The sequence below is a fragment of the Pseudoxanthomonas sp. CF125 genome (assembly GCF_900104085.1).
Classification (GTDB): Bacteria; Pseudomonadota; Gammaproteobacteria; order Xanthomonadales; family Xanthomonadaceae; genus Pseudoxanthomonas_A.
Genome location: NZ_FNLD01000001.1, coordinates 318,669 through 332,666, shown reverse-complemented (window position 1 = coordinate 332,666; position 13,998 = coordinate 318,669). Strand labels below are relative to the sequence as shown.

Annotated in this window: 13 protein-coding genes; 9 read left to right on the top strand and 4 right to left on the bottom strand. The window is 65.4% G+C overall.

Translation table 11 applies throughout. From position 1 onward, the window contains the following. Nucleotides 1-8: 8 nt before the first annotated feature. The 3 genes from BLR66_RS01555 to BLR66_RS01545 are packed head-to-tail and all read right to left on the bottom strand — an operon-like array spanning nucleotide 9 to nucleotide 2,355. Nucleotides 9-251 (bottom strand): DUF6587 family protein, encoded by a 243-nt coding sequence (locus BLR66_RS01555; protein ID WP_093279874.1) that lies wholly within the window; start codon nucleotides 249-251, stop codon nucleotides 9-11. Then, nucleotides 248-2,110 (bottom strand): ferrous iron transport protein B, encoded by a 1,863-nt coding sequence (gene feoB / locus BLR66_RS01550; protein WP_093279873.1) that lies wholly within the window; start codon nucleotides 2,108-2,110, stop codon nucleotides 248-250. Before feoB ends, BLR66_RS01555 begins: the two co-directional genes overlap by 4 nt. Next, complete coding sequence (locus BLR66_RS01545; RefSeq protein ID WP_093279872.1) at nucleotides 2,107-2,355, bottom strand: FeoA family protein; 249 nt, start codon at nucleotides 2,353-2,355, stop codon at nucleotides 2,107-2,109. The genes feoB and BLR66_RS01545 overlap by 4 nt, the downstream gene beginning before the upstream one ends. Nucleotides 2,356-2,463: 108 nt before the next feature. On the opposite strand from BLR66_RS01545, the gene BLR66_RS01540 reads away from it, so the two are divergent. The 9 genes from BLR66_RS01540 (at nucleotide 2,464) to yeiP (ending at nucleotide 11,927) form a co-directional block, all read left to right on the top strand. Continuing rightward, nucleotides 2,464-3,261: an enoyl-CoA hydratase-related protein gene (locus tag BLR66_RS01540; protein WP_093279871.1), complete on the top strand. Its 798-nt coding sequence runs from the start codon at nucleotides 2,464-2,466 to the stop codon at nucleotides 3,259-3,261. Next, the gene (locus BLR66_RS01535) at nucleotides 3,258-3,650 is read left to right on the top strand and encodes a VOC family protein (protein WP_093279870.1); all 393 of its coding nucleotides are present in this window, start codon (nucleotides 3,258-3,260) and stop codon (nucleotides 3,648-3,650) included. Before BLR66_RS01540 ends, BLR66_RS01535 begins: the two co-directional genes overlap by 4 nt. Before the next feature lie 4 nt (nucleotides 3,651-3,654). Beyond that, nucleotides 3,655-5,655, top strand: a complete 2,001-nt coding sequence (locus tag BLR66_RS01530) for an acetyl/propionyl/methylcrotonyl-CoA carboxylase subunit alpha (protein WP_093279869.1) — start codon at nucleotides 3,655-3,657, stop codon at nucleotides 5,653-5,655. Nucleotides 5,656-5,752: 97 nt separating this feature from the next. After that, nucleotides 5,753-6,370, top strand: a complete 618-nt coding sequence (locus BLR66_RS01525; protein ID WP_143014519.1) for a hypothetical protein — start codon at nucleotides 5,753-5,755, stop codon at nucleotides 6,368-6,370. Next, nucleotides 6,367-7,260, top strand: a complete 894-nt coding sequence (locus BLR66_RS01520) for a hydroxymethylglutaryl-CoA lyase (RefSeq protein ID WP_093279867.1) — start codon at nucleotides 6,367-6,369, stop codon at nucleotides 7,258-7,260. Before BLR66_RS01525 ends, BLR66_RS01520 begins: the two co-directional genes overlap by 4 nt. Next, on the top strand, nucleotides 7,257-9,866 hold the full coding sequence (locus tag BLR66_RS01515; protein ID WP_255402265.1) for a sensor domain-containing protein: 2,610 nt from the start codon (nucleotides 7,257-7,259) through the stop codon (nucleotides 9,864-9,866). The genes BLR66_RS01520 and BLR66_RS01515 overlap by 4 nt, the downstream gene beginning before the upstream one ends. Then, nucleotides 9,859-10,359, top strand: a complete 501-nt coding sequence (locus BLR66_RS01510; protein WP_093279866.1) for a GNAT family N-acetyltransferase — start codon at nucleotides 9,859-9,861, stop codon at nucleotides 10,357-10,359. The genes BLR66_RS01515 and BLR66_RS01510 overlap by 8 nt, the downstream gene beginning before the upstream one ends. Before the next feature lie 122 nt (nucleotides 10,360-10,481). Then, complete coding sequence (locus tag BLR66_RS01505; RefSeq protein ID WP_093284157.1) at nucleotides 10,482-11,252, top strand: SDR family NAD(P)-dependent oxidoreductase; 771 nt, start codon at nucleotides 10,482-10,484, stop codon at nucleotides 11,250-11,252. A 108-nt stretch (nucleotides 11,253-11,360) separates the two neighbouring features. Next, complete coding sequence (yeiP, locus tag BLR66_RS01500; protein WP_093279865.1) at nucleotides 11,361-11,927, top strand: elongation factor P-like protein YeiP; 567 nt, start codon at nucleotides 11,361-11,363, stop codon at nucleotides 11,925-11,927. A 289-nt stretch (nucleotides 11,928-12,216) separates the two neighbouring features. On the opposite strand, the gene BLR66_RS01495 is transcribed toward yeiP, so the two are convergent. Next, nucleotides 12,217-13,962 (bottom strand): DUF7844 domain-containing protein, encoded by a 1,746-nt coding sequence (locus BLR66_RS01495; RefSeq protein WP_255402264.1) that lies wholly within the window; start codon nucleotides 13,960-13,962, stop codon nucleotides 12,217-12,219. Nucleotides 13,963-13,998 lie beyond the last annotated feature (36 nt).

Below are 13,998 nucleotides of genomic sequence, written 5' to 3'. Positions count from 1 at the left end.
GCCCCGACCTACTGTTTTGGGCCGCAATTGTCGCAGCCGCCGCAGGCCGAATCGCCGACCTGGTTGACCGGCGAAACACGCAGGCCGATAGCGCGCATCCATGCCGGCTTGCCCTCGCGCAATAGCGGTAGAGCCAAGGAGACTCGCAGTCTGCGCACGCTGCCGGGAAACTGCTTCTTGGCCACCACCCAGACGCTGAGCAGCACCGCCAGCGCGATGATCAGGTATTGCAGCAGCAACGACGCGCTCACCCCGCCCCCAGCAGTACCGCGACCTGATAGGTCACGAACGAAGCGCCATACGCCAGCGCGAACAGATAGAGCGTGGCGAAGGACATCTTCTTCCACGAGTTGGTCTCGCGCTTGATCGTGGCCAGGGTGGAAATGCACATCGGCGCATAGATGAACCACACCAGCAGCGACAACGCGGTGGCCAGCGACCAGCCGTCCGAGATCAACGGCGTCAGCGCTTGCGCCGCGGCCTCGTCGTCGGCCGCGGACAAGGCGTACACCGTGGCCAGCGAAGACACCGCCACTTCGCGCGCAGCCATGCCGGGGATCAGCGCGATGCATATCTGCCAGTTGAAGCCGATCGGCGCGAAGATCGCGGTCATCGCATGGCCGATGCGTCCGGCGAAGCTGTAGTCGATGGCCGGCATGGTCGCATCCACCGGTGCGGCCGGAAACGACAGCAGGAACCACAATAGGATGGTCAGCGCCAGGATGATGCCGCCGACCCGCCGCAGGAAGATCCAGGCGCGCTCCCACAAGCCGATCAACAGATCCCGCACATGCGGGATGCGGTAGGAAGGCAGTTCCAGCAACAGTGGATGTTCGCTCTTGTCGCGACGCCACTTCTTCATTACCCACGACACGATCAGCGCGCTGACCACACCGGCGAAGTACAGACCGAACAGCACCAGCCCCTGTTGGTTGAACACTCCCCATACCTGCTTCTGCGGGATGAACGCACCGATCAGCAGCGCGTACACCGGCAGGCGCGCCGAACAGGTCATCAGTGGCGCCACCAGGATCGTGGCCAGCCGGTCGCGCGGATCCTGGATGGAGCGCGTGGCCATGATCCCGGGAATGGCGCAGGCGAAGCTCGACAGCAGCGGGATGAAAGAACGCCCCGACAATCCGGCCGAAGCCATCATGCGGTCGAGCAGGAAGGCCGCGCGCGGCAGGTACCCGGATTCCTCCAGCGCCAGGATGAAGGCAAACAGGATCAGGATCTGCGGCAGGAACACGATCACCCCGCCCAGGCCAGCGATGATGCCATCGACCAGCAAGCTGTTGAGCGGCCCTTCGGGCAACGCGCCGCCAACGACTCCGCCAAGCCAGCCGGTCGCCGCCTCGATGGCGTCCATCATCGGCGTGGCCCAGGCGTACACCGCCTGGAAGATCAGGAACATCACCACCGCCAGCGCCAACAGACCGAACACCGGATGCAGCAGCCAGCGATCCAGCGTGTCGTCCACCTTGGCCGTGCGCGTGGGCATGCCGACCGCGACGGAAAGCAGGCGGCGGGTTTCCTGGTGCATATCCGTGCCTTCGGCCAGTTGTTTGCCGGGCAGGTGCGGTTCGGCGGCCAGGCGGTCGATCTGTTCGACCAGCGCCCTGGCGCCGTTGCGCTTCACCGCCACGGTTTCCACGACCGGCACGCCGAGTTCGCGCTCCAGTACTTCCAGATCGACAGTCACGCCACGGCGCCGCGCCACATCGGCCATGTTCACCGCCAGGATCATGGGCCTGCCCAATTCGCGCACTTCCAGCGCGAAACGCAGATGCAGGCGCAGATTGGTCGCGTCGACCACGCACACCAGCACATCGGGCACGGGCTCGCCCGGCAGGAAACCGCGGCACAGATCGCGGGTAATGGCTTCATCCAGGCTGGCCGCGTGCAGACTGTAGGCGCCAGGCAGATCCAGCACGGCATAGCTGCGCCCGCTGGCGGCGCTGTGCAGGCGGCCTTCCTTGCGTTCGACGGTGACGCCGGCGTAATTGGCCACCTTTTGGCGGCTACCGGTCAGCTGGTTGAACAGCGCGGTCTTGCCGCAGTTGGGGCTGCCGATCAAAGCCAGGCGCAGGGGCACGGCGGCGGCGTTCATGCCCCTGCCTCCGGCCCACGCAGCTGCACGCGCGAGGCCTCGGCGCGGCGCAGGGCAAAACGGGTGAAACCCACCTGCACCAGCAGCGGCTCGCCGCCCATCGGGCCCTCGGCCACGATTTCCACCTGCTCGCCGGCAACGAAACCCAGCTCGCGCAGGCGGCGGGCGATGTTGTCGTTTGGGCTCTGATCGTTCACGGATTCGACAATGGCAGGGGTACGTCGGGGCAGGTCGTTCAGCGTCACGAAACGCTCTCAAATACGAATTATTCTCATTCTACCACCGCTATGGCGTACGAACGCCTGGCCCGACCGACCGGCTATCATTCAGCCTCGCCGCCGGGAAGGTTTGTGATGTCGGACATGCTGGAACAGCAAAGGGAAGGCGCCGTCCTGCGCCTGCGATTGAACAGGCCGGCCCTGCACAACGCCTTCGATGCCGAACTGATCGCCGAACTGACCGCCGCCCTGGCAGCGGCCGGCGCCGATGCGGGCATTCGCGTGGTGGTGCTGGAAGGTTCGGGAGCCTCGTTCTCCGCCGGCGCCGACCTGAACTGGATGCGCGGCATGGCCGCCGCCAGCGAGGCGGAGAACCGCCAGGACTCGCTCGCCCTCGCCCGCCTGATGCGCACCCTGGACGAATTGCCCAAACCCACCATCGCCCGCGTGCATGGTGCGGCCTTCGGCGGCGGCGTCGGGCTGGTGGCGTGCTGCGATATCGCCATCGGCGTACCCGAAGCGAAGTTCGGCCTGACCGAAAGCAAACTCGGCCTGCTGCCGGCAGTGATCTCGCCTTATGTCATCGCCGCGATCGGCGCGCGCCAGGCGCGGCGCTGGTTCGCCAGCGCGGAAATATTCGATGCCCAGACCGCGCTGCGGATAGGGCTGCTGCACGAGGTGGTCGCGGCGGAACAGTTGGACGCGACCGTGCAGCGCCAGATCGATCTATTGCTGAAAGCCGGCCCGTTGGCCGCCGCTGGCGCGAAATCGCTGATCGCCCGCGTCATCGCGACGTCTGATGGCCAAGCGCAGGACCAGGCCAACGCCACGCTGATCGCCGGTTTGCGCGTGTCGCCGGAAGGACAGGAAGGCCTTTCCGCCTTCCTCGACAAACGAAGCCCTTCATGGGCGCACAAGGGAGAAAAACCATGATCGACCATACCGGCGTTCCCGTCTCGGATTACGCGCGCAGCAAGGCGTTCTACGGACAGTTGTTCGCCCCCATCGGCGCATCGCTGCTGATGGAAGTCACTCCCGAACAGACCGGCGACGGCACTTGGGCGGCGGGGTTCGGGCGCGACGGCAAACCCAGCTTCTGGATCGGCAGCGACGCTCGCGGCGTCGCCGCTCATACCCACATCGCTTTCGTCACCGACAGCCGCGCCAAGGTGGACGCTTTCCACGCCGCCGGGCTTGCCGCCGGCGGCCGCGACAACGGCGCGCCGGGTCTGCGCCCGCACTACCACGCCAACTACTACGGTGCCTTCATCACCGACCCCGACGGACACAACGTTGAGGCGGTGTGCCATTCGCCGGAATGAGCTGATGTTCTCCAAAATCCTCATCGCCAATCGCGGCGAAATCGCCTGCCGCGTAATCCGTACCTGCCGCAGACTGGGCATCCGTACCGTCGCCGTCTATTCGGAAGCCGACGCCGACGCCCAGCACGTGCGCCAGGCCGACGAGGCCTACCCGATCGGCGGCCCCCGCCCTGCGGAAAGCTACCTGCGCGGCGATGCGATCCTGGAAGTGGCCAAGCGCAGCGGTGCGCAGGCGATCCATCCCGGTTACGGTTTCCTGTCGGAAAACGCCGACTTCGCCGAGGCCGTGGAGAACGCCGGCATCGTCTTCATCGGGCCCAAAGCCGCTTCCATGCGCAAGATGGGCAGCAAGGCCGGCGCCAAGGACCTGATGATGGCGGCCGGCGTGCCGGTGGTGCCCGGCTATACCGGCGAAGACCAATCGCCCAGCGGGTTGTCGCGCGAAGCGGCGCGGATCGGTTTTCCATTGATGATCAAGGCCGCCCACGGCGGCGGCGGCAAGGGCATGCGCATCGTGCATCGGCTGGACGACTTCATCGCCCAGCTGGAAAGCTGCCAGCGCGAAGCCAGCAACGCCTTCGGCCGCGACCGCGTGCTGTTGGAACGCTACGTGCAATCGCCGCGGCATATCGAAATCCAGGTCTTCGGCGATACGCACGGCAACGCCATCCATCTTAACGAGCGCGAATGCTCCGCCCAGCGCCGCTACCAGAAGGTGCTGGAGGAATCGCCTTCCACTTTCCTGACGCCGGAACTGCGTGCGGCGATGGGCGAGGCGGCGGTCAAGGCGGCGCACGCCATCGATTACGTGAATGCGGGAACGGTGGAGTTCATCGTGGATCCCGGCGGCGCGTTCTATTTCATGGAGATCAACACGCGCCTGCAGGTGGAGCACCCGGTCACCGAACTGACCACGGGCCTGGACCTGGTGGAATGGCAACTGCGCATCGCTGCCGGCGACGCGTTGCCGATCACCCAGCAGCAAGTGCCGCAACACGGCCATGCCATCGAAGTGCGGCTGTATGCGGAAGATCCTGAAGCCGGTTTCCTGCCGGGCTCGGGCAAGCTGGAGAAGCTGGCGCTGCCCACGCCTTCGCCGCACGTGCGCATCGATTCGGGCGTAGTGGAAGGCGATACCGTCAGCATCTTCTACGATCCCATGATCGCCAAGCTGATCGTCTGGGACCAGGACCGCAGCGCCGCCCTCGCCCGCCTGCGCGATGCGCTGGCCCAATGCGAGATCGTCGGGCCGAAATCCAACATCGAATTCCTGGAACAGCTGGTGCGCCACCCGTCGGTCGTAGAGGGCAGCATCGATACAGGTTATCTGGACCGGCATCTCGACCAATTCATGCCGGCCCATGCGGTGGACTCTTCCCTGCTGCTGGCCGCGGCCACAGCGACCTTGCTGACGCAGGAAGCCGACGCCCGCCAACAAGCCGTGCTTTCCGCGGATAGCGGCTCTCCCTGGGCGATCGCCGATGGCTGGCGCCTGGGCCATGCCGGTCGGCGGCCGCTGGCCTTCCTGCATCGCGGCGATGATCTGGCCCTGGTCGCCCACGGCGCCAATGGCCAATACGGTATCGAAACCGACGACGGCAACATCCATACAGTCGATGGCGCACGCCTGCACGCGGGAGAACTGAGCCTGCGTCTGCAATCGCAGGCGCGCCGGTTTCTGGTCCGCATCGGTCCGCGCAAAGTCACCGTGCACGATGGCGACAAACGTCTGGATCTAACGCGGGTATCGGCCTACCGGCCGAAAAACGCCTCGGTTTCCGGCAACGACGGCCGCATCGTGGCGCCGATGCCGGGCCGCGTGGTCATGGTCAAGGCCAAACCCGGCGAAACGGTCGCCGCCGGCCAGGAACTGCTGGTGATCGAGGCGATGAAGATGGAGCTTGCGATCAAATCGCCGCGTGCCGGCGTGATGGCCGAACTGCGTGCGGCGGCAGGCGATTTCGTGGAAGCCGATGCGGTACTGGCCACCCTGGAACCGCAATGACGCAATATTCCCCCGCGACACTGCCTGCAGCCGTTCGCCGGCAGTCCTGGGCCGCCGGCTTTTTACGTTCGCCTCAATCAGGAACCACGCCGACCCCATGAGCCCACGCCTCCGACCTCTGTTGATGCTGCTGCCGCTCTTGCTGGGCGGCTGCGTGGTATTCGAACGGCCTCCCGCTCCGCTGGCATGCGATGCGCGGCTGGAGGGCCGTTGGCTGCCGATCGCCAACACCCCTGAGGAAGCGGCGAAACAGACCGCAGAGGACTACGCCCTCGTCAACGCGCAATGCCATGCGACGGTCTCGATGAGCCAGATCGGCAGTAACCCGGCAAGCAAAGCCGAGATCGAGGTATCCGGCTTCGAACTCGGCGGCGAACATTACTTCGTCCTGACTGAGGAAAGCGTCGCCCAGCTGTTCGCTCGAGGGTCGGCGGGCCTGGCGCAGGGGGCCAGATTGCCCTCCACCGCCGTTACCCTGGTCAGGTACCGCATCGAAGACAATGTGCTGACCCTGGCCACGGTGGATGCCGATACCGTAAAGAAAATGAGCGAAGCGCGCGGCCTGCGGGCGAAGGCGCTCGATGAGTTCAACTACCTGATCCCGGGCGACGAAGCGACTTTGCGCAAGGTCTTGCTGGCCCACCCCGAACTTTTCGAGAACAGCGACTCTCCGCCGATGAGGATGAAGCGGGCCGCCGGGGAACCCGCTCCATGACCGATTCCGTCCGTATCGTCGAAGTCGGTCCGCGCGACGGCCTGCAGAACGAAAAGACCATCATCGCCACCGCCGACAAGGTGGAGCTGATCGACCGCCTGTCGCGGACCGGGTTGCGCAGCATCGAAGCCACCAGCTTCGTCAGCCCCAAGTGGATCCCGCAGCTGGCCGATGCGGCCGAAGTGTTCGCCGCCATCGACCGCAAGCCGGGTATTTCCTATCCGGTGCTGGTGCCCAACGAAAAGGGCTACGAACGCGCACGCGAAGTCGGGGCGCAGGAAGTGGCCGTGTTCACCGCCGCTTCGGAAGCCTTCAACCAGAAAAACATCAACGCCAGCATCGACGAATCCATCGAACGCTTCCGGCCGGTGCTCGAACGCGCCCGCGCCGACGGGGTCAAGGTGCGCGGCTACGTGTCCACCGTGCTGGGCTGTCCCTACCAGGGGCAGGTGCCGGTGGCGGACGTGGTGCGGGTTGCGGCGCGCCTGCACGCGCTAGGCTGTTACGAAATCTCGCTGGGCGATACCATCGGCGTAGGCACCCCCCACAAGGCCCGCGCAATGCTCAAGGCCGTCGCCGCCGAAGTACCGATGCCCGCGCTTGCGGTGCATTTCCACGACACCTACGGACAGGCGCTGGCCAATATCCTGGCGTGCCTGGAAGAAGGCGTGGCGGTAGTGGATTCGGCCGTGTCCGGTACCGGCGGCTGCCCCTATGCCAAGGGCGCCAGCGGCAACGTCGCCAGCGAAGATGTGGTGTACCTGCTGCATGGGCTGGGCGTCGAAACCGGGATCGACCTGGACAAACTGAGCAAAACCGGCCTGTGGCTGTCGGCCCTGCTCGGCCACGAAACGAGCAGCAAAGTAGCGAGGGCCATGTCGGCCGCATGAACGGAAAGCCGCCAGCGGATGGGGATTCGCCCGACGCTGGCGCAACGGGCTTTCTTTCCAGTCGATCGCTGCAAGAGGATGCGGCCAAGCTGCTGGAATCGCTGCGCCATGCCAGCACCGACCCTTCGCTGGACGCTGAAACCCGCCAGCTGATGAGCCACGCGCTTGAGCTGCTGCGCGCGACCACCACGCAAAAGGACTGGGCGTTGCTGCGTTACCGCGCCCTGTTCGACGCGGTCCCCGATCCGGTCAGCATCCTGGCCGAAGACGGTACCGTGCTGGATCTCAACAAAGCCGGCATGGCCGCTTACAAACGCCGGCGCGAAGAGATCGTCGGCCAGAACATCAACGTGCTCAATCCCGAATTGCCGCACGACCACATGGATCCGGTCTGGGAAAGCCTCAACCGCGGCGATAGCTACGTGATCGAAGTCACCAACATGCGCAGCGACGGCACCCGCTTCCCGGTGGAGGTGCATTCGGCCAACTTCGTCTTCGACGGGCGCAAGAGCCTGGTGGCGGTGGCCCGCGACCTGAGCAAGCGGCACGAAGCGGAAATGCGCTACCGCGAGCTGATGGAAGTGATCGACAAAGGCATCGTGGTGCAGAACGCCGCGCGCGAGATCGTCTACGCCAATCGCGCGGCCCTGCGTATCTTCGGAGTGGGCGAAGGCAAGCGCGGCAACGATCTCGATCTGGCGCACTGGCGCATCGTCGACCAGAACGGACGCGAGATGGGCAGCGACGCGCTGCCCGCGCATCGCGCCCTGGCCACCGGCCAGGTCATCGAGAGCATGCTGCTGGGCCTGTACCACCGCGAGCACAAACAGCTGCTCTGGCTCACGGTCACCTCGGTGCCGCAATTCGCGCCCGGCGGCAGCAAACCGGCGCAGGTCACTTCGCTTTTCAGCGACGTGACCGCGCTCAAGCGCGACAGCGCGCTGTTCGATCGCGCCCAGTCGCTGGCCCATATCGGCGGGTGGGAATGGGACGCCGGCCGCGACCGGGTCTACCTGACCGAGGAGGCCGTACGCATCCTGGGGCCGGCGCAGACCCCGGACAACATCGAAGCCATGCTGGCCAGCCTGCGCGAACCGGACCGGCGGCGCTTCCGCACTGCGATGGAGAATGTGGTGCAAACCGGCGGCGGATTCGACCTGGAACTGCAGGGCAGCCGCATGGACGGGCATCCTTTCTGGATCCGCGTCATCGGCGAAGCCGAAGCCAGCGATCCCACCGCTTCGCGCATCACCGGCACGCTGCAGGACATCTCGCTGGACAAGCGCGCCGAGGAAACCCTGCGCATCCAGGCGCGCACCGATCCGCTGACCGGACTGATGAATCGCGACGCCGTGCTCAACGAACTGGGCGCGCGCCTGATCGATCCGGTGCATGCGCAGGTCGCCGTGCTGTACATCGACCTGGACCGCTTCAAGACCGTCAACGACGTGCTGGGCCACAGCGCCGGCGACGAACTGCTCATGCAGGCCGCCGGCCGCATCCTGGACGCCGTAAGCACCGAAGGCCTGGTGGCGCGTTTCGGCGGCGACGAATTCCTGGTGATCTGCGACGCCAGCGGCGACCCGGCGCAACCCGAACGCCTGGCTGATGCGGTGCTGGGCGCTTTCAGCGAGTCCTTCCGCTTCGGCAAGGACGAGTTCGCCATCACCACCAGCATCGGCATCGCGCGCGCGCCCGAAGACGGGCTGCGCCCGCAGCAATTGATACAGAACGCCGACATCGCCATGTACGACAGCAAGCACCGCGCACGCAACGCGTGGCAGGCGTTCACTCCCGAGCTCGCACGCCGGCAGCAGGACCGCCTGCAGATCGAGACGCAGCTGCGGCGGGCGGTGGACAACGAGGAGTTCCGCCTGGTCTACCAGCCGCAGGTCGACCTGCGGCGCGGCCGCATCGTCGCCGCCGAAGCGCTGATCCGCTGGCAGAACCACCAGCTGGGCGAACTGCGCCCGGATCTTTTCATCAGCCATGCCGAAACCACCGGCGACATCGTACGGATCGGCAGCTGGGTGCTGCGCGAAGCCTGCCGGCAGGTGCGTGAATGGCACGACCAGGGGCTGGGTATCGTGCGCGTGGCGGTCAACGTTTCCTATCGCCAGTTCGCCGGCGATGAACTGGCCGAGAACGTGCGCGCGGTGTTGGCCGAATACGAACTTCCCGGCTCGGCGCTGGAACTGGAATTCACCGAACGCGTGCTGATCGAGGATGCTCCGGCCACGCTCAAGACCTTCGCCGAACTGCGCGAGCTGGGCGTGGTGCTGACCATCGACGATTTCGGCGAAGGCTACAGCGCGCTCAACTATCTGCGCCGCCTGCCCATCCATGGGCTCAAGCTCAGCCAGCTGTTCACCGAGGGCGTACCCAACAACCGTTCCGACGTGGCGGTATGCCAGGCGGTCTCGGCGATCGCGCGCAGCCTGGGCCTGGGGCTGGTGGCCGAGGGCGTGGAATCGGAAGCGCAGCGCCAGTTCCTGCTGCAGCTGGGGGTTCCGGTCGGCCAGGGTTTCCTGTTCGCGCCTGGGCTGTCGCCGGACGAATTCGCAAGCCGCTTGCGCGCGCGAGAGGATCGGGTTTCGAATGGCTGAAGCTGCACAGGAAAGTTATGTATTGCGTCCGATCGAAACGCGCGACGACGCGGCGATGGCGCGGATCATCCGCACAGTGATGCCGGAATTCGGCGCCACCGGCAGCGGTTTTGCCATCAACGATCCTGAAGTGGATTGGATGAGCCGTGCTTATGCGGAACCGCGTTCGGCCTATTTCGTGGTCGAACGCGATGGCCAGATCATTGGCGGCGGTGGCGTGGCGCCGCTGGTCGGCGGCGAAGACGATACCTGCGAGCTGCGCAAGATGTATTTCCTGCCCGAAGCGCGGGGCATCGGCGCAGGCGCGGCGATGATGGCCCGCTGCCTGCAGGCCGCACGCGAATTCGGTTTCAGCCGGTGCTACCTGGAAACCCTGCGCGGCATGGACGCGGCCATGCGTCTGTACGAGCGCAGCGGCTTCGAACGCCTGCAGGCACCGCTGGGAGCCACCGGCCATGGCGGCTGCAACACTTTCTACCTGCTGAATCTGTAGGAGCGGGCCCTGCCCGCGACCGGCCTTACCGATAAAGCCTCGTCGCGGGCAGGGCCCGCTCCTACAGAAGGACGCCCGGACATCGCGTAAAATGCGTGCCACCACAAGCGATGGACTTCCGCATGCAGCTTTCCGACACCCGCGCCATCGTCACCGGCGGCGTTTCCGGCCTGGGTCTGGCCGTGGCCCAGCGCCTGGTCGCCCAGGGCGGCAAGGTCGCGCTGTTCGACGTCAACGACGACAAGGGCGCGGCGGCGGTCGCAGCTTTGGGCGACGGCAACGCGCGTTACTTCCGCACCGATGTCACCGATGAGGCTGGAGTGGCGGACAACGCCGCGACCGCCAGTGAATTCCTGGGTGGGCTGAACGCGGCGATCAATTGCGCCGGCATCCTCGGCGCCGGGCGCGTGCTTGGCAAAGAAGCGCCGATGCCGCTGTCCAACTTCCGCACTACCGTGCTGGTGAACCTGGTCGGCAGCTTCAACGTGGCCAAGGCCGCCGCCAACCTGATGCAGCACAATGCGGCTGGCGAAGACGGCGAGCGCGGCGTCATCGTCAACACCGCCAGCGTGGCCGCCTACGAAGGCCAGATCGGCCAGGCCGCCTACTCGGCATCCAAGGGCGGCGTGGTCGGCATGACCTTGCCCATGGCGCGCGAGCTTTCCCGCTTCGGCATCCGCGTGATGACCGTGGCGCCGGGCATCTTCTGGACGCCGATGGTCGATGGCATGAGCGAAGAAGTGCAGAAGTCGCTCAGCGCTTCGATCCCGTTCCCGGCGCGCCTGGGCAAGCCGGAGGAATTCGCCGATACCGTCGCCTTCATCCTGCAAAGCCGCTATTTGAACGGCGAGACCATCCGCCTGGACGGCGCGGTGCGGCTGGCGCCGAAATAGTCCCTGTAGGAGCGGGCCCTGCCCGCGACCGCTCTACGCTAAAAGCGGTCGCGGGCAGGGCCCGCTCCTACAAGAAACCCTTCTTTTTATTACTATTCCCGGTCTCTCATGAAAGCTCACGAAATCAAGAAAGGCAACGTCGTCGACCACAATGGCACCGTGTACCAGGTGCGCGACATCGAGCGCAGCTCACCGCAAGGGCGTGGCGGCAACGTGAAGTTCCGCTTCACCCTGTACAGCGTACCCGGCGGCATCAAGTACGACCTGAGCGTCGGCGGCGACGATGAATTGAAGGAAGTCGAACTCAGCCGTCGTCAGGCCACTTACTCGTACAAGGACGGCGACGCCTTCGTGTTCCTCGACGACGAGGACTTCACGCCCTACACCTTCGATGCCGACGTGATCGGCGACGACGCCGGCTACATCGCCGATGGCTTGACCGGCAGCTACGTGCAGATCATCGACGACCAGCCCGTCGCCCTGCAGCTGCCGCAGCATGTGACGCTGGAAGTAGTTGAAACCCCTCCGGAGCTCAAAGGCGGCAGCGCCACCAAGCGTCCCAAGCCGGCCAAGCTCAGCACCGGCCTGGAGATCATGGTGCCGGAGTACATCGTCAACGGCGAGCGGGTGCTGGTGAACACGACCACGGGCGAGTTCGGTGGGCGCGCGGATTGATTGTGTTTCCCTTTTCCTCGATGCGAGCGGGTGGCCGAAAGCCGCTCCACGTTCCCCTCTCCCTTGATGGGAGAGGGTGGCCGGAGGCCGGGAGAGGGTGAGCCGGAGCCATTGACAATGAATTGCTGCAGGGCATCGAGTGATGCGAAGCCAAAGCACGCATCGCTCCGCTCGCACACCCTTCCCCTGCCCCCGTATCAAGTACGGGGCAGGCTCTACGGGCATCCTCTCCCACAAGGGGAGAGGAGAAAAGCATCATTTCAATCTCGTCGAGCAGCCTGTCATTCGTTCACTGCAACTGCAGTCCACCCTGTTCCTTATGCAACCGCCGCAGTCGCCCGCCCAGTGCGGCGATGTTGGCTTCGACTCCCTCAAGGGTCGATCTGCGCTCTGGCGACATCCAATTGCGCGCATCGATACGCAAGGCCGCACCCTGCCGCTTACGCTGCGCTGCATACCGTTCGCCTTCCAACTCCAACGCCTTCCGTTCGTTCGTCTGCGGCAATCCATAGCCGCCGTTCTGTAACAAGGCCGCTGGGCGGCTGAGGAAACCCTCCACACGCAGAAAATCGCGAAGCGCGGCCTCCCCATCGAAGCCATTCCCACCTTGTTGCGCCCCCTGCCCCAGATAACGGCGCTTGAGTTCGTCGCGCACCAACAACTCCTGTTGCCGCAACGCCGCTTCTTCGAGCAACAGCAATGCGGCGCTTGCGCGCAGAACCTGCGCCGGACTTGATCCGGAGTCGTCCCGCTCCAGCCATGGCGCGCGTTGCGCCGGTGCAAGTTCCAGCCATTCCTGCACACTTTGCTGCGGCAGCGACAATCCGCTGCGGGCCACCTCGAACATGGCCTGATAATGCACACCCGCCGATTCGAAGCGATAGCCCAGGCGCAAGGCCTCCGCCGGATCGTCCAGCACCGAGGCATCGGCGATGCCGGCCCTCTTCAATCGCCGCAACAAACCGGTCGGAGTGATGCTGGCCAGCGCTTCGCCGGCCAGGCGCGGTACGCCGTCGTGCAGCAGCTTGAAGGTCTCCACCGCACAGTTGTTGCTGAGGAAGTAGTAACGGCCGTCGTAGGTCCAGTGGGCTTGCGCGGCGTGTTCCAGCAGGCCGGCGATTTCCGCCCGATCCAATCGCAGCGGAATCGACTGCAGGCCACGCAGTTCGACCTTGGTGTATTCGTCTATCACCTGCCCCAGCGGCAACAGGAACAGACGCGACGGATAGGAACCGGCGAGTCCGCGCCAGCTGGAAATCTGCACGTCGTCGACGAAAGCGCGGAACGACAGCACGCGGTGATAACGCAGATCCAGACGGCAGTCCGGCCCTGGCGGACGGTCCGGCGCGCAGATCACCAGCCGCAGCATGCTGTGGCCCCAACGGCTCATCGGCTGCTGGTTGGGTTCGGCCAGCAGGTAGTCCACCGCGTACACCCGCGACGGTTCCAGTTGCAGCAATGCCGGCTCGCCCTCATCGGCATCCGCCTGCAGGAACACCTGACCCGGCGCGCAATCAATGCGAGCGGGCGCCCAATCGAAATGCTCGGAGAAATAGCGATACAAGGCCGGCCGCCTGCATGCGTAATCCGGATCCAACAGGAAATGCTCGAGGTTGACGGCAACGAATTCGGACGCGCGGCTCAACTCGTACGGGTCCGGACTGCGATCGCTGAAAGCATTGCGGGAAGTCCGCAAGCCCAGTCGCAAGGGACTCACCTGCCAACCCGCCAGGTCCAGCAGGCGCGGAGCCCGCGACAATCCGCCCTGCTTGGTGCGATCGTAGAAATGCGCCAGCTCGTGGAGCACGGCCGATAGCGCTGCGCGCGTGGCCGGCTCATCGATCCCCGCGCCCGCCGGGCGCGCCATCCAGCCATCGAGCAACGCGCGATTCAGCAGCAATCGCTTCGCCTTTGCGCGTCCGTGGATCTGCGCGGGAAGATCGTCACGCCAAGCCACTGGAATAGGGCCCAAAGCAGCCACCCAGGCCGGCGGCAACCGCTGCACTGCCGAGGCCAGCAGTTGTTGCGTGGCCAAGGCTTGTTCCGATGTCAGCGGTCCGGTCTCAGGCTG